The organism is Arthrobacter sp. GQ119 (assembly GCF_059759125.1).
In genome coordinates this window covers 1-18,980 of the sequence record NZ_JCAXEA010000019.1, presented here as the reverse complement: position 1 = coordinate 18,980, position 18,980 = coordinate 1, and the positions used below count along the sequence as shown (strand labels likewise).

Below are 18,980 nucleotides of genomic sequence, written 5' to 3'. Positions count from 1 at the left end.
ACTCCGTTCAATGCTTTGTAGCAAGGATGCTTACTATCTGGGTTTTCGTGCCGCCCTTCCTGGATGCAACCGGATTCCTTCCCCGGTTAGCGGTACTTTCGGTGCAGGTCTTCCTTAGCGGACGCGTGCGGCGAAGCGTCGGCGATCCATGGCCCGGTGCCTTCGGACTGGTCCAGTACCCCGGCTTCCAGCCACACGTAATCCCCGGCGAGAACCTTGCGTGACAGTTCGCGGTCGCCGTCGTCCGTATTCCGCCACAGCTGGTCAAAGTATTCGTCCACGCGGACGCGGGCCTGCTCGCAGTAGGCCTCGGCCAGCTCGAACGCCGTGGCGCCCTGCTCGGGAGCCGTTCGCAGCAGCATCTCCGCACGCGAGCAGCACGCGGCCATGGCGAAGAGCTCGGCGCCGATGTCCACGATCCGTCCCAGGAATGCCTGCTTGTGCTCCAGTCTGGCCTGCCACCGCCCCATGCCGTAGAACGTCTGCCGGGCCAGCCGCCGTGAGGACCGTTCCACAAAGCGCAGCTGCTTGGCGAGCCGGCCGAACTCGCTGTAGGAGCGGGGGTCCATCCCGGCTCCCGCCACCAGTTTCGGCAGCCACTTCGCGTAGAAGCCGGAGGCCCCGACGGCGGCCCTCGCCTTGTCTGACAGGCTGGCGTCCGCGGAGGCCAGATCCCCGGCGGCGGCCAGGTGGGCGTCCACGGCCTCACGGGCGATCAGCAGCTTCATGATCTCCGATGACCCTTCGAAGATCCTGTTGATCCGCAGGTCACGCAGTTGCTGCTCCGCGGGCACGGCGCGCTCGCCCCGGGCCTCCAGCGAATCCGCGGTTTCGAAACCCCGGCCTCCACGGATCTGCACCAGCTCATCTGCTATCCGGTAGCTGATTTCCGTCGACCACAGCTTGGCGAGGGCGGCCTCGATGCGGACGTCCTTCTGCCCGGCGTCGGCCATCTCGGCGGACAGTTCAAAGACAGCGTCCAGGGCAAACGCCGTGGCGGCAATGAATGCGATCTTCTTGCCCACGGCCTCGTGCCTGCCCACCGGCCGGCCCCACTGGGTGCGCGCATTGGACCATTCGCGGGCGATCTTCAAACTCCAGCGCCCGGTGGCAACGCACAGGGCCGGAAGCGAAAGCCGTCCGGTATTGAGCGTTGTCAGTGCGATCTTCAGGCCCTGGCCCTCGCGGCCCAGCCGGTTGGCTGCCGGAACCCTCACCTGGTGGAAGCGGGTGACACCGTTTTCGATGCCCCGAAGGCCCATGAAGGCATTCCTGTTTTCCACGGTGATGCCCGGCGAGTCCATTTCCACCACGAAGGCGGTGATGCCGCCCTTGTGGACCGTGCCGTCGGCGGTGCTGTGCCGCGGCACCACGGCCATCACCACAACAAGCTCCGCGATCACGCCGTTGGTGGTCCAGAGTTTCACGCCGTCCAGAATGTACGCGTCGCCGTCGTCCGTGGGGACAGCGGTGCTGCCCATCCGGGCGGGATCGCTGCCGACGTCGGGCTCTGTGAGGAGGAATGCGGTAATGGCGCCGGCAGCGCAGCGCGGCAGGTATTCCCGCTTCTGTTCGGCAGTGCCGAACACCTTCACCGGTTCCGGCACCCCGATGGACTGGTGGGCGGAGAGCAGCGCGCCCAGGCTGGGGTGCACCGAGCCCAGCAGCCCCAGCGCCCGGCCGTAGTACACCAGCGAAAGCCCCAGTCCGCCATACTCCCGCGGGATCTTCATGCCGAACACGCCTAGGTCAGCCAGCGCCTTCAGGTACTCGTCCGGAATCTTGGCATCGCGCTCAATGACCCGCCCGGACATCGTCCGGCACAGCGCCGTGAGCTGCTCCATGAAAGCCTCGCCGCGCTCCACGTCATCGGCTTTGGCTGCCGGCCAGGGGTGGATGAGGCTGAGGTCGAAGCTGCCGAGGTACAGGCCCTTGGCGAAACTCGGCTGCTCCCACGCCGTCTCGCGGGCCGCCTCGGCGACGGCTCTGGCATCCCCGGCAGATGCACCGGAGCCGATCTTCTCGGCGGCCACCGGCGTTTCCGACGCCGGACTGTCGATGGGCGTGATGGCGCCGGCCTGGGGCCGGGTGACGCGGCCGTCAGTGGCGGGACTCTCAGTGGCGGAGCTCACGGGGCATCTCCTCTAACCGGTGACCGGCTCAAGCCCTGGGTCCGCCGCGGGTGGAGAACCCTTCAGCTGTCCCTCAATGCTACCCGCGGGTAAGTACCCGTGCTAGGGGAAGGCTGACCCGCAAAATCACCCGGCAACTCAACCGTGGAAGCGTGGTGGACCAGCCGGTCCCACACGTGGTTGATGCCGTGGACCAGGCCCAGCAGCGTGCCGGCGACAACCAGCCATGCCAGCCGCCCCACCCCTACCAGAACGAGGGCGGTCATTGCCGCCACCACCACGAACAGAACCAGTGCCAAAGCAAAAACCAGCGTTCCGATGAACACCAAGGTGGCGTTCTCCACTGCACTTAGGTCAAACTGCATGTTTCCCCCTGCGCCGTTGCTGCGGTTGATCAGTAGCACGAGCGTAGGGTGCGGAGGCGCGGTCCAGCCACAGCCTCGCAGGCGGGTCGAGCCGGTTGATACGGGATCGAAATCATACTGCTGCGTAGGTCACGGCCTTGTCTCAGAATCCTCACCGGTCACAGTGGTTTCGTTATGCGGCAGGCAGCGGGGACGGCAGCGGCCGCTGTCCGTCCGGGGTGGCGCAGGGGCGCGCCGGCGCGCACCGGCGGAAAGAGGCTCTGCGTTAACCTTGTAGTTGGCAGTTTTCGGGTTTCCCCCTGCCCAGACCATCCCCGACGCAGCTTAGGAGAGTGTGTGCCCCGGTTTGCCGCGTCTTCCGCTGACGCCATCAGCGCACGGCTCCGGGACCTTGAGCTCCTAACCAAGGGGCCCGCCTGGGCGCTCACGCGCTCCGCCCCCTGGGTGATTGCCGTGCTGCAGGCGTCCTTCACCAGGACCCGGCCGCAGCTTCCGCTGGAAGAGTTCCATGCCGACGTCGACTCCTTCCTTGAGCAGCTCCGCCGCCAGGAGCCGGGGCTGGGTGGTGCGGCCAACGGGAAGACCTTTGGCGATGAATGGACGCGCAAGCAGTTCCTGACGCGACGGAACCAGTCCGGACAGATCGTGTACGAGGTCACGGAACCGGCCGCCCGTGTGCTGGCCTTCCTGGACAGTCTTTCCAGCGAACGTTCCACGCTGAACGGTTCCCGGCTGGGCACGCTGCTGGGCGACGTGGAGAAGCTCGCCAACGAAACCAACCCGGACCAGAGCGCCCGGCTGGAGTCCCTGGAGGAGGAGATCGAGGAGCGTCAACAGCTCATCCAGGACATCAGCTCAGGGGACTTTGACGGGCTGCTCGATGACGACGAGGCCGTGGAAGCCGCCGGCAACATCCTGGACCTCGCGGCCAGCCTGCCCGCCGACTACAAGAAGATGCGAGACCGCATCGAGGAGCTTGTGGGCGAGCTGCGCAACCAGATCATCGAGGAATCGCTGACCAAGGGCGCCACCATGGCCCAGGTGCTGGAAGCGGACAAGCGGCTGCGGCAAAGCCCGGAGGGCAGGACCTTCCGTTCCTTCACGGCCTTCCTGGATGATCCGCAGCAGCAGCTGCGCTTCCGCTCGGCGATCGGAGAGGTGCTGAGCCGGCAATTCGCGGACGACCTCTCAGCGGAGGACCGCGAAACTCTGAAGAACCTCGTGGCCGAGCTTCGCCACCAGCACAGCCAGATCCAGCGCATCTATGGCAAGCTCAGCGAGAGCCTGAACACCTACGTCCAAAGTGATGACTTCCGCCAGTCCGTCCGGCTCCGCAAGGTGCTGCGCGAAGCCGAACAGGCCATCCGCGGACTGCCGTACGAGCGTGAGCGGCCAGGCCTCGTCCCCGGTCCAGTGCTCTTCAACGCAGGCTTCGAATCGCTGGCCATGGTGAAGCTGTTCGATCCCGACGAATTCGCGGCCCCGCCGAAGCTCGCGGATCCGATCGCCTTCAGCGACTCCGACCGCGTGCGCTCGCCGCGCACCGGCAAGGCGAACCCGGAGGCCATCCGGGCAGCCATGGCGGGCGCCGCGTCCCTTGCCGAGGCGTGGGGGCAGCTGCCTCCCGAGGAACGGCACATCAACTCCATCCGGGCTCTGCTCTCGCACGCCCTCCACGACGGCGCCGGCTTCGACCGCGAAGCCTGGGACGCCGTCGAGTTTGAACAGATCGACGGCACCACCCGCAAGGCCTACCTTCCGGTGGTCACCCTCACGAAGGATTCTGATGACTGAAGAGATGACGACGGCGGCCGCCCCGGCGGTTGAGCCCACCGAAACCGAAGCCCCTCCGGCAGAGCCTGCCGAAACCCGGACCGATCCCTTCCCGGTCCGCCCCCGGGACACCTTCGTCGACGGTGCGGCACTGTTCCCCGGTGATACCGGCGTGCTCCCCATGAAGGTGCGCCAGGCACTGGTGAAGCTCCTGAAAGGCCCTTATGTCGACGGCGGACGCGACGAAAAGCTGTGGACCACACTGCTGGACAACCAGCTCATCCTCCGCAGCAGGCTCTCCGAACTGTTCCTCACCCTGCAGCTGGACCACGAGCGCAAGATCGCTGTCCTGCGGCCGGTCGACCCCGAGGCCATCGGAGGAAGCGCACGTTCCAGCATCCTGCGCCAGCAACGTGCCCTGAGCCGGGTGGAGACCATCGTGCTGCTCCGCCTCCGGCTGCTGCTGGACCGCCACGTCACAGCCCAGACCGACCCCACCATCACGCGTGAAGAAATCGCCGAACTCGTGGCGCACTACCAGCCGGCAGGCCAGCAGGACGCCCTCCGCGACTCGGACGTGGTGAACCGGGCCATCACAAAGCTCCTCGCCCGCCAACTCCTCCTCACCACCGGCCTGGACGACGTCTACACGATCTCCAACGCCCTCCCGCTGGCTCTCCCCTTCGAAAACATCGGCGACATCCCGGCCCAGATCGAAGCGCTGGTGGCAGCAACGGCAGACCCCGCCGGCACGGAAGCGATGCTGGAGCTCGACGACGGCCCGCTGGTTGAGCCTGTCGAAGCCGATGAAGCGGCGGACACTGAGGACGACGGCGACGCCGAAGGGAGCGGCAAGTGAGCATCGCAACCATGCTGCCGATGGGTGAACTCACCAACCCCGGCCAGATGCGCCTGGCGCTGGTGCAGGTGGTCAACTGGGGCACGTTCCACGGCGCCCACACGATGCATGTGGACCGCAACGGCACGCTCCTGACCGGCAACTCGGGCGTCGGCAAGTCGACGCTGTTCGATGCCATGCTGCGCGTGTTTGACGCCCGCCCGCGCTCCAACGAGGCGGCAGCCCAGCGTTCCGGCGGGGCCGTGGAGGACAAGAGGACCACCTTCACGTACATGCGCGGCAAGGTGGGCGACAAGGCTGTGGGGGAGGGCTCGGCCAGCGCGTTCCAGCGCCCCGGTGCCACGTGGTCCGCCGTCGCCCTGACGTTCGACAACGCCGCCGGCACCACGGTGACGGTGTCTGCGCTGTTTGACCTGCCGAAGAACGGCACGGAGTCCAGCGTCGGGCGTTATTACCTGATCGACAACAGGCCCCTGGATCTTGCCGCCATTGAGGGCATCGCCGAGAAGCGTTTCACCAAGGCGGCACTTGAAGGCATCTTCCCGGACGCGCAGGTGTTCGACGTCCACAAGGCCTTTGCCGAGCGGTTCCGCCGGCTGCTGGGCATCAACTCGGACCAGGCGCTCCCGCTGCTCCGCGTGATCCAGGCCGGCAAGGGCCTGGGCGGCAGCGTCAACACGTTCTTCCGCGACCAGGTGCTGGATGCGCCGGCGACGCTGGCCGCTGCGGACGGAGTCGTTGAGGAATTCAGCAACCTGATGTCCATCCGGCAGCGGCTTGAGGACGTGCGGCAGCAACGCGACCAGCTGGCCCCGGTACCGGAGCTGAACAGGGACTATGCCCAGTCCCTGCTGGATGCAAACCGGCTCCGGGAACTTGCCGGCGAGGAATTCGAGGCCTACCGGCAGCGGCTCGCCGTCGCCGTCCACGAGAGGACCCTCGCCCGGGTCAAGGCACGGGCGCAGGCCAAGGCCAAGGAGCTCGGCGCTGAACGGGCCGTCCGTGACAGCCTCGCCAAGGACCTGCGCCAGCTCGAGGCTGAGTACAACAACCAGGGCGGCAACGCCATCTCCTCCATCGAGCAGTCGCTGGAGAACGCCCGGGTCGGCCTCAAGCTTCGCCAGCAGGTGGAAGAGGCGGCCCGCCAGTCGCTCGCCGATGCCGGCCTGCAGCTGGACTGGACGGCCGAGGGGTGGGAGCAGGCGCACGAGCTCGCCGCCGCCCGCTCCGCGGAACTCAGGGACGATTCGGAGACGTTGAAGGAGCTCCGCTTCGAGGCCTTTGACGGGCATGCGACGAAGAAACGCGAACTCGCTGCGGCCGAACAGGAGCTCATCTCCCTGAAGACGCGCAAGTCCCTGCTGCCGCCGTCGAGCATTGAGAACCGCGCTGCGATCTCCGCCGCCACGGGCGTCCCCGAGGAACTCATGCCCTTCGGCGGCGAGCTCATCGACCTCGCCGAGGGAGAAGAACAGTGGCGGCCCGCCGCCGAGCGCGCGTTGCGCAGCCTCGCCACGACGCTGCTGGTTCCGGGCGAGCACTTCGCCGCCGTCACGCGCTATTTGAACGACCACACCGTCCGCGGCGCCCTGCGCGCCGTGGATGTGTCCAAGCCGCTCGCCGGCGGCGCGCTGGCGGTGGAGGACGTCTCCGACGGCGATCTGCTGACCAAGCTGGACATCCTCGCCGCCGGGCCCAGCGGCGGCTCCGCCGCACAGGCCAGCGAGTGGATCCGTGAACGCATCGCCTTGGACTTCGCCTACCCCTGCGTAGAAAATCCGGATGATCTTGCCGCGCTCGAGAAAGGCCTGAGCCTGGGCGGCGTGGTCAAGCGCAACAGGCACACCGTGGAGAAGGACGACCGCTTCACCGGCCGCCAGGACTACGTCCTTGGCTTCGATAACGCCTCCAAGATGGAACTCGTCGCGGCACAGGTGGCGGACCTGCAGCAGGAGGTGGCCAAGGCAGCCGAACTCGCCCAGAGCAGGGAGGAATCCCACCAGGGCATGTCCCGGCAGCTCGAGGCGCTGCGCCGCATGGCCGAGGACCACCGTCCCTGGGAGCAGGTCTCCGCGGCGGTCGCCGCGGATGAACTCGCCCGGATCGAACAGCGGCTCAAGGATGCCCTTGCGGCGCAGGCCGACCTCGAACCGCTGCGTGCCAATATCGAGGCTGCACGCCAGAAGCACCAGTCCAGCACCGAAGCGGCCGCGGTGCTGCAGAGCGAGTACAAGGCACTGGACCACCAGCTCACCACCGCCGATTCGCTGCTGGAAGCCGCGCGGACCCGCCTGGCCCAGGCGCCGCCGTCGGCCTCCACCGCCGCCGCACTGGAGCCGTACTTCGAGGGCTTCGGCGACGTGACGGAAATGCATGAGCTGGACAACCTGGCCGCCCGGGTCAGAACCCAGCTGCTGGGGGAACTGCACGCCGCGGAATCCCGGGGACAGGCGATGTCCGAGCGGCTGACCCGGATCTTCGAGGGATTCGTGCGGGAGTGGGGCACGGCGATCTCGGCCGACCACGGCACGTCGATCGGCGCAGCCAGTGAGTTCGAAGCCCGCTACCACGCGATCGTCAGCGACGGCCTGCCGGCGCAGGAAGCGGAGTTCCGGCAGTTCTTCAACCAACGCACCCACGAATCGTTCAGCACGCTGCTGCACCTGCTGGACGAGGAACGGCGCTCCATCATGAGCCGCATCCTGCCGCTCAACGGCATTCTCTCCGAGGTCAACTTCCATGAAGGCAGCTTCCTGGAGCTGGACATTAAACAGACCCTGCCGGCCACGGCCAAGCAGTTCAAGGACGCCATCCAGAACGCGCTGAAGACCCGTCATTCGCGGCCCGGCAGGGAAGTCCCCCACACCAGCGTGGACGACGAGGCCGAGCTCACCAGCCGCTACAAGTCATTGGAAACGCTCGTGAAGCGGCTGGGTTCCCAGGCCCCGGAGGACCGGCGCTGGCGCGCCGAGGTGCTGGATGTCCGCGGCCACCTGTTCATCCAGTGCAAGGAGCACCGCGAAGTCCACGCGGCGGCCGGAAGCAAGGGCGGCAAGCGGACCGAAGTGTTCATGCACGCCGACACCGGCTCCATGTCCGGCGGTGAGCGGCAGCGGTTCACGGCGTTCATCATGGCGGCGGCGCTGAGCTACCAGCTGGGCATCGCCGAACAGGGCTTCACCACATACGGGACGGTGATGATGGATGAAGCGTTCGTCCTGGCCTCCGAGGAATTCGCCGGCGCCGGCATCAAGGCGCTGCACGAATTCGGCTTCCAGCTGCTCCTGGCCGCCCCGGAAAACGTGATCGACCTGTCGCGGCATCTCGGTTCCGTCACGGAGATCCTGCGGGACAAGCGCACCAACCGCTCGGGCGTGCTGACCGCCCCCGTGATTGGGCCGAGGCCCGGATCCGAAGGCCAATGGCGGTCCGAGGCGAACCCCGTGGACATCGTGCTGCGCTGAGGGTGCCGCCGCCGCTGGACTCCATTCCCCCGTGACCTTGCCTTTGCTTTATAACAAATCGATGGATTTATTGATGACGAGCTAGTGGGAGCGCATTTCCGCGTGCGAATCTGGTGAGCACCAACTTCGCCACAGCTCCACAGGGTCATCAACACTCCCACGCGGCGGGCCAGAGCCACCCTCTGCCGAGCTTGACGGCGTCCTCACGAAAGGCACCATCATGCGTTCTGCTCACCGCGCCACGTTCGTTACCTCCCTGGCGGCCGCCGCCGCCCTCAGCCTTGCCGGGTGCGGGGCAGTCGCGGAGTCGGCGTCTCACAATGCGACCCCGTCGGCGGCGGCGGTCGGCGCCACCTCCACCGCGACTGCCACGGATGCGCCCGCCACCGCCACGCCTGCGCCGGCCTCGCCCGCACCTGCCAGCACGAAGCCGGGAGCTGCGGCGCCGGGGGGCGGTGCGCCGGGTGCTGCCGACTCCGGCACTGCCGCGCCCGGTTCCGCTGACCTGGCAACCTTCACGTTCCCTGGTGACAAGGTGTCCTTTAAATACCCGGCCACATGGAAAGTGGAACTCTTCACGGGGTTGGGGGCGGCGCCGGCATCGGGCACGGCAACTGTGTACGACGTCAACGGCAACCGGCAGGCAACCATATACTCCGGCCATGTTGCTGACGGCGTGACCCACCCGGTCACCAGGAACGTCTTCGAAACCCAGCCGGTTCCCGGCCTGCAGAAGCAGCCGGCCCCCGCCGCGCACTACTCCTTCTACGCGGACCGGGTGGCGGACACCTCCGTCTACCGCATGCACCTCACGGCCGGGGCCCCGCCCTCCGGCGCAGACCTGGCGCAGGACGGCATCATCCGCGTCGGAAAAGATGTGCTCGTGGCGGAGGTCCAGTTCATCGAAAAGCCCTTTGCCAGCGACGCGGCCGCCAAGGCATGGCTGGCGGGCGACGAAGGGCAGGCCCTGAAGGCACTCCTGCTGAGCATTTCTTACCGCTGAACCCGAGCTCTGATTGAGCTTGCCGGGCCAGGTTCGGCAAGCTCAACCAGCGAAGTATTAGGGGGCTGCGGGATGCGGGCATGACACAGAGAATTACGCGATGCAAAGCTTTCGTAATTCGAGAGAGGATAGGCTAGCCTTAGTCGCGTTCGCTTCATTGATCTAAGGAGTTCCGTGACTTCCCCCCTCTTCTCCGGCCCCGGCCGTGTGCCCGGCGCAGGTACCACCCGCCGCACCCTCCTCAAGACCGCCGGCAAGGCCACCGCCGTTGTGGCTGCCGCAGCCCTGGCGCTGACCGGCTGCTCCACCGGCCCGGCCGCTTCCGCTTCAGATCCCTCAGCTTCGGAATCGTCCAGCTCGCAGTTCCCCGTGACGATCAAGCACGCCTTCGGCGAAACCACCATCAAAGAGCAGCCCAAGCGCGTCGCCACCGTGTCCTGGGTAAATGACGACGTCGCCATCGCCCTGGACGTGGTTCCCGTGGGTATCCCGAAGAACGAGTGGGGCGGCAACGACAAAGGCTCCACTCCCTGGAAGGACGCCGCCCTCGAAAAGCTCGGCGCAGGCTTCGGTACGGACAAGGCCCCCGCTCAGTACTCCGAGGCTGACGGCATCAACTTCACTGAGATCGCCAAGCTCAACCCGGATGTCATTCTCGGCGCCTACTCGGGCCTGACCGCAGAGGACTACAAGAAGCTCAGCGAGATCGCTCCCGTCGTTGCCCACCCCGACGTCGCCTACGGCACCTCCTGGCAGGACTCCACCAGCATCATCGGCAAGGCCCTCGGCAAGGAAGCCGAGGCAGCGAAGCTGATCTCCGAGACCGAGGCCACCATCAAGGAGAAGGCCGCCAAGTACCCGCAGCTCGCGGGCAAGACCTTCATCTACGGAAACCTTGAGCCCGCCAAGGGCGACGGTGTCAACGTCTACACCGCCAACGACAACCGCCCGCGGTTCCTGTCCTCCATCGGCATGAAGCTGGCCCCGGTCGTGGAGGAGAAGGCCAAGGGTTCCAAGGACTTCTTCCTGGCATGGTCCGCAGAGAAGGCCAACGAACTGGATTCCGACATCTTCGTGACGTGGGTCCCGGACGCCAAGACCACCGACGCCATCAAGAAGGACGCGCTGCTCGGCCAGATCCCCGCCATCAAGGACGGTGCCCTGGTCGCCGACTCGGACAACACGCTGACCCTCTCGATCTCGGCCGCCTCGCCCCTGAGCCTGCCGTGGTCGCTGGACACGTTCCTCCCCCAGCTCGGTAAAGCTGCCGACGCGGTCCAGTAACCAGCAATGACACCACGTACGACGACGGCGGCCGGCAGCAGGATGCCCGGCTCACCGTCCGGCCCGCTCGCCCCGCGCGAACTGGCAGCTAACGACCCCATTTCGGCTCTGACGGGGCATCAGCTGCCAGTTCGCGAGAAGGTAAAGCGCGCCCCCGGAATGCGGGCCGCCTGGCTGGCCGCCGCCGTCGTCGTACTTGTCGTTGTCTGTGGAGTGTCGCTGGCCGTGGGGGCGCGGGGCCTTTCCCTGGCCATGGTCTGGCAGGCACTGACGCAGTTCGATCCGGGCGACGGCGACCACGCCGTGATCCATGCCCGGATCCCGCGCACCATCATGGGACTGCTCGCCGGTGGGGCACTCGGTCTGGCCGGCGCCGCGATGCAGGGCGTGACCCGCAACCCGCTGGCCGATCCTGGCATCATCGGCGTGAATGCCGGTGCGGCCCTGGCCGTGGTCACGGGCATCTACCTTTTCGGCGCGTCCTCCCTGGGCGCGTACATCTGGTTCGCGTTCGGCGGCGCCGCGGCGGCCGCCGTCGTGGTTTACCTGATTGCGTCCATGGGCAGGGACGGTGCCACGCCCGTCAAGCTCGCCCTGGCCGGCGCAGCCCTCAGCGCAGGCCTGTACTCGCTGATGAACGTCATCCTGGTCTCCAGCCAGGACACCCTGGACCGCTTCCGGTTCTGGCAGGTGGGCGGCATCGCCGGCCGCGACTGGTCTGTCATCCTGCCCGGCCTGCCGTTCCTGGCGGCCGGCGCGCTGATCGTGCTCTGCACCGGTCGCATCCTGAACAGCCTGGCCCTCGGCGACGACCTTGCCCGGGGGCTCGGCCAGCGGGTCGGCCTGGCACGTTCGGTGACGGCGCTGGGCATCGTGCTGCTCTGTGGTTCAGCCACCGCACTCGCGGGCCCGATCGCGTTCGTCGGCCTCGTCATCCCGCACGCGGTCCGCTTCCTGACCGGTCCGGACTACCGTTGGATCCTCCCTTTCTCCCTGGTGCTCGCCCCGGCCCTGCTCCTTGTGTCCGACGTCATCGGTCGTGTGGTGCTGCTGCCGGGCGAGGTTCCCGCAGGCATCATGACCGCCCTCGTCGGAGCCCCGGTCTTCGTGTGGCTCGTCCGCCGCGGCAAGGGGGCCGGACTGTGACCACCCAGCGCGAACGGGCACCTGAGGCCCCCCGCCTAGAGCGCGAACCGGCAGATAATGCCCTCAAAACCGCGAAAACAGGGCATTATCTGCCCGTTCGCGCGTCATTCCTGCGCCGGGCGCTGCTGAACCGGACAGCGGTCCTCGGCGCCGCCGTCGTGATCCTCTTCGCCGCGGGCATCCTGCTCGGCAGCTACACCGTCACCGTTCCCGACTTCTTCCGGATCCTCACTGCGCACCTCACCGGCGGCGAGAGAATTCCGGGTGCCAGCTTTATCGTGATGGAAAGCAAACTGCCGCGGGCGGTGATCGGCAGCATGATCGGCGTTGCTTTCGGACTGTCCGGCGGCCTGTTCCAGACAATGCTCCGCAATCCGCTGGCCAGCCCCGACGTCATCGGCATCAGCTACGGGGCCAGCGCCGCCGCCGTCACGGCCATCGTTGTATTCGGGGCCACCGGCGCGGCCGTTTCGGGTGCTGCCCTCGGCGGTGCCCTTGGCGTCGCGGCGCTGATCTACGCTATCTCCCGCAGCGGCTCGCTGAGGGGAGGCGCCGGCTCCCGGGCGGGAAGCGGCAGCGCCGCGGGCAACCGGCTCATCCTAGCGGGCGTGGGCATCGCCTCGGCACTCGGCGCGCTGGTGAATTTCCTGCTGACCCGCACGGACATCCGCACCGCGGCCGACGCACTGGTCTGGCTCAACGGCTCACTCAACCACGCGAGCTGGGACCGCGCCGGAGTGCTGGCGGCGGCACTCCTGGTCCTCGTGCCCGCCGTCGCAGTCCTGGCCGGCCCGCTGCGCATCATCGAGCTGGGCGATGACACCGCCGCCGGGCTCGGCATCCGCGTGGACCGCGCCCGGCTGGGCGTGGTGCTCACCGCCGTCTCGCTGGCCGCCGTGGCGACGGCGGCAGCCGGGCCGGTGGCCTTCGTCGCCTTCCTGGCCGGCCCCATTGCCCGCCGCTTCACCGGCAAAGCCAGCCTCCCGGCGTCGGCCTTTGTAGGCGCCCTGATAGTGCTGGCCGCCGACTACTTCGCCGCCAACATCGCCCCGCTGCTGCTGGACGGCACGGCGCTGCCGGTCGGCGTGGTCACCGGCGCCCTCGGCGCCCCCTTCCTGCTGTGGCTTCTCGTCACCGCCAACCGAAAGGATGCCTGACATGGCTGTTCTCAAAGCGAAGGACCTGACGCTGCAGTACGACCAGCGGCGCGTCGTTGAGGGGCTCACGGCAGAGATCCCGGAGGGCCGGGTGACCATGATCGTGGGCGCCAACGCCTGCGGCAAGTCCACGCTGCTACGGGGCCTGTCCCGGCTGCTCAAACCCGCCGGCGGAACCGTCACCCTCGACGGCAAGGACATCCACTCCCTGCCCGCCCGCGAACTGGCCCGCACCCTGGGGCTGCTGCCGCAGCACCCCACCGCCCCGGACGGCATCACGGTCAGGGACCTGGTGGGCCGCGGCCGGTACCCTCACCAGGGCTTCTTCCGCAGCTGGTCAGAAAAGGACGACGCCGCGGTGCAGCGCGCGCTGGAAGCCACCGAAACGCTGGAGCTCGCCGGGCGGAACGTCGACGAGCTGTCCGGCGGGCAGCGCCAGCGCGTGTGGATCGCCATGGCCTTGGCCCAGGAAACGGACGTGCTCCTGCTCGATGAGCCCACCACCTACCTGGACCTCGCGCACCAGGTGGAGGTGCTGGACCTTGTCACCGACCTCAACCGGCAGCGCGGCACCACGGTGGCCATCGTGCTGCACGACCTGAACCTCGCAGCCCGGTATGCGGACCACGTCATTGCCCTGAAAGGCGGACGGATCGTCGCCGAGGGCGGGGCCCCCGACGTGATCACGGAAGAGCTGGTCCTGGATGTTTTCGGGCTGGAATCCCGCGTGCTGCCGGACCCGGTTTCCGGCACTCCGCTGATCATCCCGATCGGACGCCACCACGCCGCATCCCCAAAAGCCGTACCCACAACCCTGGAGTTGGTCTCATGAGCTCAGTCAACAGCCCTGCCGGAACAGGCACGAAGGCCGCGGCACGGGAAAGGTCCGGGGCCATGCCGCAGCTCGCCACCGAGCCGATGACCCTCGCGTTCGACGTCACGGTCAGCGCCGTCCAGGAGCTCGGAGCAAACTTCCGCCGCATCACGTTCGGCGGCTACTCGCTGCGCGACTTCGGCGTGCACGGCAGGACCATGGACCTGCGCATCAAGCTGGTGATCCCTTCCCTTGCCGACGACGGCACGCAGCTCGCGCTGCCCCCCTTCCACATGGAGAACACGGGCTGGTACAAGGAATGGCTCGCCATGGATCCGGCCGTCCGCGGCTCCATGCGCACGTACACCGTCCGCCACGCCAGGCTCGACGCCGTGTACCCCGAGATCGACGTCGACTTCGTCATGCACTTCGATGCGGACGGCCACGGCGGGCCCGCAGCGAACTGGGCGCGCAACGCCCGCCCGGGCGATGCCATGACCATCATCGGGCCGAACAACCGTGCCGCGCACTGCGTTACGGCGGAGATCTACTCGGGCATCGAATGGCGGCCGGGCCTGGCCCAGCGCGTGCTCCTGGCGGGCGACGAGACGGCCGTTCCCGCCATCAGCGCCGTCCTCGAAAGCCTGCCGAAGTACATGACCGGGCACGCCTTCCTGGAAGTCCCGGAGGCGGGCGACTTCCTCGATCTCGAAACCGATGCCGACGTCGACATCACCTGGCTCGCGCGCGGCGCCGCGATCGGGCGCTCGCGTCCGCATGGCGAGCTGCTCCAGGAAGCGGTCCGGGCCGCCGTCCCGGTGCCGGGCTGGGTGGGCATCAAGTCTCCCGACGCGTCCGCCGGTCCCGAGCCGGAGGACGTCAACGTCGACCAGGAGATCCTGTGGGAGACGCCTGCGCGCATGGACACAGCGGCCATCGTCGCCACCAAGAACCCGGCCGTGCCCGCCGGCGCCATGCCGTTCTATGCCTGGATGGCGGGTGAGGCCGGCGTCATCAAGGACCTGCGGCGCTATCTCGTCCGGGACGTCGGCATCGACCGGAAGCAGGTTGCCTTCATGGGGTACTGGCGGCAGGGGAAGGCCGAACTCTAGGCCCGGCGCTCTGCCCCGGAAGGAGCGTCACCGTTCATCTGCGGTTTGCCTTCGCGTTTCTCCGGGTGTGTACCTTGTCCCGGGTGGGTTCTTATCCTTTGCTTCCGGACCGGGATGGGCGACGGCGGTACGTGGCCCTGGGCGATTCGTTCACCGAGGGTGTGGGGGACCGGAGCAAGCATCTGCCGAACGGTGTGCGGGGCTGGGCCGACCGCGTGGCGGAGAGGCTCGCCAAAGCGGAGCCGGGCTGGGAATACGCCAATCTCGCCATTAGAAGCAAGCGGCTGCGCCACATCATCGCCGAACAGCTGGAACCGGCGGTTGCCTTGGAACCTACCCTCATTACGCTGTATGCCGGCGGCAACGACATCCTGGACTTCGGCACGGACATGGACACGCTCATGGAGCAGTATGAGGCGCTCGTGGCCACACTCGCCGGAACCGGCGCCACCGTCGTGCTGTTCACAGGATTCGACGTCAGGGTGTCCGCGCTCCTGGAGCCGCTGAAAAGGAGAAACGCCTCCTATAACGAACGGGTGCGGGAACTCGCCGCCAAGTACGGAGCAGTGCTGGTGGACTATTGGTGCTTCGACGCCCTGCAGGACCGCCGGATGTGGGACGCCGACCGCCTGCACATGTCCAAGGCCGGCCACAAGTATGTGGCGGCGCAGGTCCTGGACCACCTCGGCGTGCCGCACAAGATCAGCCTCAAGGAGTGGGAGCCCCCGTCGAGGATTACGCTGCGCGACTGGGAGCGACGGCAACGACGCTGGGTGAACGACTGGGTGCTTCCACTCTTTGGACGGAAGATCCGTGGCGTCACCCTCGGGGACAACCTGACCCCGCGCTGGCCGGAGCCCGTGAAGGTGCCGCGCAAGGGCGGCCTGAAGAAGCTGATCGAGCAGGCCGAACCCTGAGCTGGCTAATTCTGCGGCGCGGGCTGGTCCAGCAGGTTCTCAAACCCCGGAGCCACCCGGTTCGCGGCGAATTCCATGACTTCGAACTCGGCCACACCGTTGACGTAGAACGGGTCCTTCGCCAGGGAGGCGTCCAGCGTTTGCCGGTCGGCTTTTGACAGCAGCAGGCCTCCCGTGCGCGGGACCTTCCTGCCGGCAGCCATAAATACGCCCTCGTCGAAGGCGTCCTTCAGCCAGGCCACGTGGGCATCGAGGTGGTAGTCGACGATATCCTGGGCAACCTTGTAGGTCAGGGAAACAACGTACATGCCCGCCAGCCTACCGTTATTCATAGATTGCCTTCCCCGGACAGTGTGCCGCTTGAATCGTCAATCTTCTTTTCTCCTAGGATGGAGCCATGACGGAACCGCGCTGGCTCAACGCCGATGAACGCCGGGCCTGGCTCGCCCAGCTGAGCATCAACACCATGCTGCCGGCGGCCTTGGACACCCAGCTGCATACTGCCGGCAAGGTGTCTTTGTTCGACTACAACGTTCTGGCGATGCTCTCCGAGGCCGAGGGACGCTTCCTGCCCATGAGTGAATTGGCCGCCCGGACCAGCGCGTCACTCTCCAGGCTTTCCCACGTGGTCACCAAGCTCCAGAGCCGTGGGTGGGTGGAGCGCCGGCCGCACCCGGGGGATGCGCGCGTGACCACCGCACACCTGACTGAGCAGGGCATGAGGACCATTGTGGGACTGGCTCCGGGTCATGTGGAATCAGTCCGCTCGCTGTTCCTTGACGCCCTGACTGAGCAGGATGTCGCGGACCTCGCGCGCATCGGGGAAAAGATCGTGGGGCGCCTGGACAGCAACCACTGGATCCTCCGCGAACAGCCTCCCAGGAAGTAGCCACCCGGAGCGGCGGCACGAACAGGCGCGTCTTGGTTGCTCGCGGCAACTGCTGGCAGACTGGACCCATGAATTTCACGTCCCGATTCGTAGCCTTGGGAGACTCCTTCACGGAAGGGGTCGGTGACGACGACCCCGCACGTCCCAATGGTGTACGCGGCTGGGCAGACCGGGTCGCCGAGCAACTCGGTGCCGCGGATCCGGGATTTGGCTACGCGAACCTTGCCATCCGTGGCAAGAAGCTCCGACAGATCATGGCTGAGCAGGTGGATGCCGCCGTCGAACTTCAACCGACATTGGTGAGCATCTACGCCGGCGCCAACGACATCCTCCGGCCCAAGATCGATATCGACAACCTGTTGGAGGATTACGACGCCGGCATAAGCAAACTCAGGGCGGCCGGCGCCACGGTGGTGATGTTTACAGGTTTCGACGCCCGCGGCTCAAAAGTGTTCGGCACGATGCGCGGCCGCACAGCTATCTACAACGAACTCGTCCGCGGCATCGCCGGCGACCATGGAGCGCTGCTGGTCGACTACTGGCGCTTCAACGAGTATTACGACTGGGGCATGTGGGCCAAGGACCGCATGCACATGTCCGCCGCCGGCCATGCCAACATGGCCAAGCGCGTCCTCACCGTACTTGAGCATGACCACTCCATCGAGGTTCCGCCCATGACGCCGGTGCCGGAGCTCAGCGGCGTGGACGCCCTCCGTGCGAACGCGCAATGGTTCCGCGAGTTCGCTGCGCCCTGGGTTGTCCGGCGGGTCACCGGAAAATCCTCGGGTGACGGCCTCCAGCCGAAGTACGCACAACTCACCCGGCTCTAAGGGTTGTCTAGGTTTGCGCCGCCGGATTCGCCTTTAATTCTCACGTCTCGTAGACTTGGTAGGCGCTAGGTGGCGCGGAGCGTGTGCAATTGCTCCGGTTGGCGGTGGCTGTTGGCAGTAATGACAGTCCTGCAGGCCGGTAGTTAGGGGCTCAAGTTGCGTGCATTCCTGTATTCGCCCAGCATTCCGGCACTTCGCAATGGCTTCCATTGCCCGGTGCCCGTGGCCCATCGCATTTCGCCGCAGCAATGAATTCCCGGTTTTGCCGAAGAGTTTAGCGTGGGGAATGGCATTGGGGCTGGATGCGGACGCTGCCTGCCGCACGGTGACGCAGAACGCTGCCAGCCGTTTCAATCATTTTTCAGAGGAGAGTCGTCATGGCAGCACACTGCCAGGTGACCGGAGCCGAGCCGGGCTTTGGACACAGCATTTCGCACTCGCACCGCCGCAACAAGCGCCGGTTCGACCCGAACATTCAGAAGAAGCGCTACTGGGTTCCGTCCCTGCGCCGTAATGTCACCCTGCAGGTCTCTGCAAAGGGCATTAAGACCATCGACGTGCGCGGCATCGACGCAGTCGTCGCCGACATTCTTGCACGAGGGGTGAAGCTCTAGTGGCTAAGGACAAGGACGTACGTCCGATCATCAAGCTCAAGTCGACCGCGGGCACGGGTTACACCTACGTCACCCGTAAGAACCGTCGTAACGACCCGGACCGTCTGGTCCTGAAGAAGTACGACCCCAAGATCCGCCAGCACGTCGAATTCCGAGAGGAGCGCTAAACATGGCTAAGAAGTCCAAGATCGCTCGCAACGAGCAGCGCAAGGTCATCGTTGAGCGTTACGCCGCAAAGCGCCTCGAGCTGAAGAAGACCCTGGTTGACCCCAACGCGACTGACGAAGCACGCGAAGCTGCACGCCTCGGCCTGCAGAAGCTACCCCGCAACGCCTCCCCGATCCGTCTGCGTAACCGCGACATCATCGACGGCCGTCCCCGCGGCACCTTCCAGAAGTTCGGCATCTCCCGTGTTCGCTTCCGCGACATGGCTCACCGCGGTGAGCTCCCGGGCATCACGAAGTCTTCCTGGTAATCCAGCGCCGCTGATTCCAGCTGCTTGAGAAGGGCCGGCAACCGTATGGTTGCCGGCCCTTCTTTGCGTTAACGCCCCATCCTCCGCCGGACCGGCGCGGGTGACGCACCACACAGAACGGAATTACGACGCCGGCACCTGATTGT

Annotated in this window: 18 protein-coding genes; 15 read left to right on the top strand and 3 right to left on the bottom strand. The window is 66.7% G+C overall.

Going from position 1 to position 18,980, the window contains the following annotated elements:
• Window positions 1–86 precede the first annotated feature (86 nt).
• Together AC6CH3_RS17190 and AC6CH3_RS17185 are read right to left on the bottom strand one after the other, a co-directional pair.
• Window positions 87–2,132 carry an acyl-CoA dehydrogenase family protein gene (locus tag AC6CH3_RS17190; protein ID WP_498133560.1) on the bottom strand — a complete coding sequence of 682 codons (2,046 nt, stop codon included), beginning with the start codon at window positions 2,130–2,132 and terminating at the stop codon, window positions 87–89.
• Between the two features lie 62 nt (window positions 2,133–2,194).
• Window positions 2,195–2,497, bottom strand: coding sequence for a hypothetical protein (locus AC6CH3_RS17185; RefSeq protein WP_498133645.1), 303 nt, complete (start codon window positions 2,495–2,497; stop codon window positions 2,195–2,197).
• 336 nt (window positions 2,498–2,833) lie between these two features.
• Between AC6CH3_RS17185 and AC6CH3_RS17180 the strand changes: the two genes are divergently transcribed.
• From AC6CH3_RS17180 to AC6CH3_RS17135, 10 genes are all read left to right on the top strand, one after another.
• The gene (locus tag AC6CH3_RS17180; RefSeq protein ID WP_494033840.1) at window positions 2,834–4,291 is read left to right on the top strand and encodes a DUF3375 family protein; all 1,458 of its coding nucleotides are present in this window, start codon (window positions 2,834–2,836) and stop codon (window positions 4,289–4,291) included.
• A complete protein-coding gene (locus AC6CH3_RS17175; protein WP_498133559.1) occupies window positions 4,284–5,129 on the top strand; it encodes a DUF4194 domain-containing protein in 846 nt (281 codons plus the stop codon). The genes AC6CH3_RS17180 and AC6CH3_RS17175 overlap by 8 nt, the downstream gene beginning before the upstream one ends.
• On the top strand, window positions 5,126–8,593 hold the full coding sequence (locus tag AC6CH3_RS17170) for an ATP-binding protein (RefSeq protein ID WP_498133558.1): 3,468 nt from the start codon (window positions 5,126–5,128) through the stop codon (window positions 8,591–8,593). The genes AC6CH3_RS17175 and AC6CH3_RS17170 overlap by 4 nt, the downstream gene beginning before the upstream one ends.
• 220 nt (window positions 8,594–8,813) lie before the next feature.
• The gene (locus AC6CH3_RS17165) at window positions 8,814–9,596 is read left to right on the top strand and encodes a hypothetical protein (RefSeq protein WP_498133557.1); all 783 of its coding nucleotides are present in this window, start codon (window positions 8,814–8,816) and stop codon (window positions 9,594–9,596) included.
• A gap of 174 nt (window positions 9,597–9,770) precedes the next feature.
• Window positions 9,771–10,880 carry an iron-siderophore ABC transporter substrate-binding protein gene (locus AC6CH3_RS17160; RefSeq protein ID WP_498133556.1) on the top strand — a complete coding sequence of 370 codons (1,110 nt, stop codon included), beginning with the start codon at window positions 9,771–9,773 and terminating at the stop codon, window positions 10,878–10,880.
• Between the two features lie 6 nt (window positions 10,881–10,886).
• On the top strand, window positions 10,887–12,026 hold the full coding sequence (locus tag AC6CH3_RS17155; RefSeq protein WP_498133555.1) for a FecCD family ABC transporter permease: 1,140 nt from the start codon (window positions 10,887–10,889) through the stop codon (window positions 12,024–12,026).
• Window positions 12,027–12,115: 89 nt separating this feature from the next.
• On the top strand, window positions 12,116–13,183 hold the full coding sequence (locus AC6CH3_RS17150; protein ID WP_498133644.1) for a FecCD family ABC transporter permease: 1,068 nt from the start codon (window positions 12,116–12,118) through the stop codon (window positions 13,181–13,183).
• Between the two features lies 1 nt (window position 13,184).
• Window positions 13,185–14,015: an ABC transporter ATP-binding protein gene (locus tag AC6CH3_RS17145; RefSeq protein WP_498133554.1), complete on the top strand. Its 831-nt coding sequence runs from the start codon at window positions 13,185–13,187 to the stop codon at window positions 14,013–14,015.
• A 62-nt stretch (window positions 14,016–14,077) separates the two neighbouring features.
• Window positions 14,078–15,109 carry a siderophore-interacting protein gene (locus AC6CH3_RS17140; RefSeq protein ID WP_498133643.1) on the top strand — a complete coding sequence of 344 codons (1,032 nt, stop codon included), beginning with the start codon at window positions 14,078–14,080 and terminating at the stop codon, window positions 15,107–15,109.
• A gap of 83 nt (window positions 15,110–15,192) precedes the next feature.
• Window positions 15,193–16,026, top strand: a complete 834-nt coding sequence (locus AC6CH3_RS17135) for an SGNH/GDSL hydrolase family protein (protein WP_498133553.1) — start codon at window positions 15,193–15,195, stop codon at window positions 16,024–16,026.
• 5 nt (window positions 16,027–16,031) lie between these two features.
• Here AC6CH3_RS17135 and AC6CH3_RS17130 read toward each other — a convergent pair whose 3' ends face one another.
• On the bottom strand, window positions 16,032–16,334 hold the full coding sequence (locus AC6CH3_RS17130) for a YciI family protein (protein ID WP_498133642.1): 303 nt from the start codon (window positions 16,332–16,334) through the stop codon (window positions 16,032–16,034).
• Window positions 16,335–16,423: 89 nt separating this feature from the next.
• On the opposite strand from AC6CH3_RS17130, the gene AC6CH3_RS17125 reads away from it, so the two are divergent.
• The 5 genes from AC6CH3_RS17125 to rpsN all read left to right on the top strand — a co-directional run bounded on the left by AC6CH3_RS17125 (window position 16,424) and on the right by rpsN (window position 18,834).
• Complete coding sequence (locus AC6CH3_RS17125; RefSeq protein ID WP_498133552.1) at window positions 16,424–16,915, top strand: MarR family winged helix-turn-helix transcriptional regulator; 492 nt, start codon at window positions 16,424–16,426, stop codon at window positions 16,913–16,915.
• Between the two features lie 68 nt (window positions 16,916–16,983).
• Entirely contained in the window at window positions 16,984–17,745 is a 762-nt protein-coding gene (locus tag AC6CH3_RS17120; RefSeq protein WP_498133551.1) for an SGNH/GDSL hydrolase family protein, read from the top strand.
• 377 nt (window positions 17,746–18,122) lie between these two features.
• Window positions 18,123–18,359: a 50S ribosomal protein L28 gene (gene rpmB, locus AC6CH3_RS17115; protein ID WP_400481670.1), complete on the top strand. Its 237-nt coding sequence runs from the start codon at window positions 18,123–18,125 to the stop codon at window positions 18,357–18,359.
• The gene (rpmG, locus tag AC6CH3_RS17110; RefSeq protein WP_003798558.1) at window positions 18,359–18,526 is read left to right on the top strand and encodes a 50S ribosomal protein L33; all 168 of its coding nucleotides are present in this window, start codon (window positions 18,359–18,361) and stop codon (window positions 18,524–18,526) included. The genes rpmB and rpmG overlap by 1 nt, the downstream gene beginning before the upstream one ends.
• A gap of 2 nt (window positions 18,527–18,528) precedes the next feature.
• On the top strand, window positions 18,529–18,834 hold the full coding sequence (gene rpsN / locus AC6CH3_RS17105) for a 30S ribosomal protein S14 (protein WP_003798555.1): 306 nt from the start codon (window positions 18,529–18,531) through the stop codon (window positions 18,832–18,834).
• The last annotated feature ends 146 nt before the right edge of the window (window positions 18,835–18,980 follow it).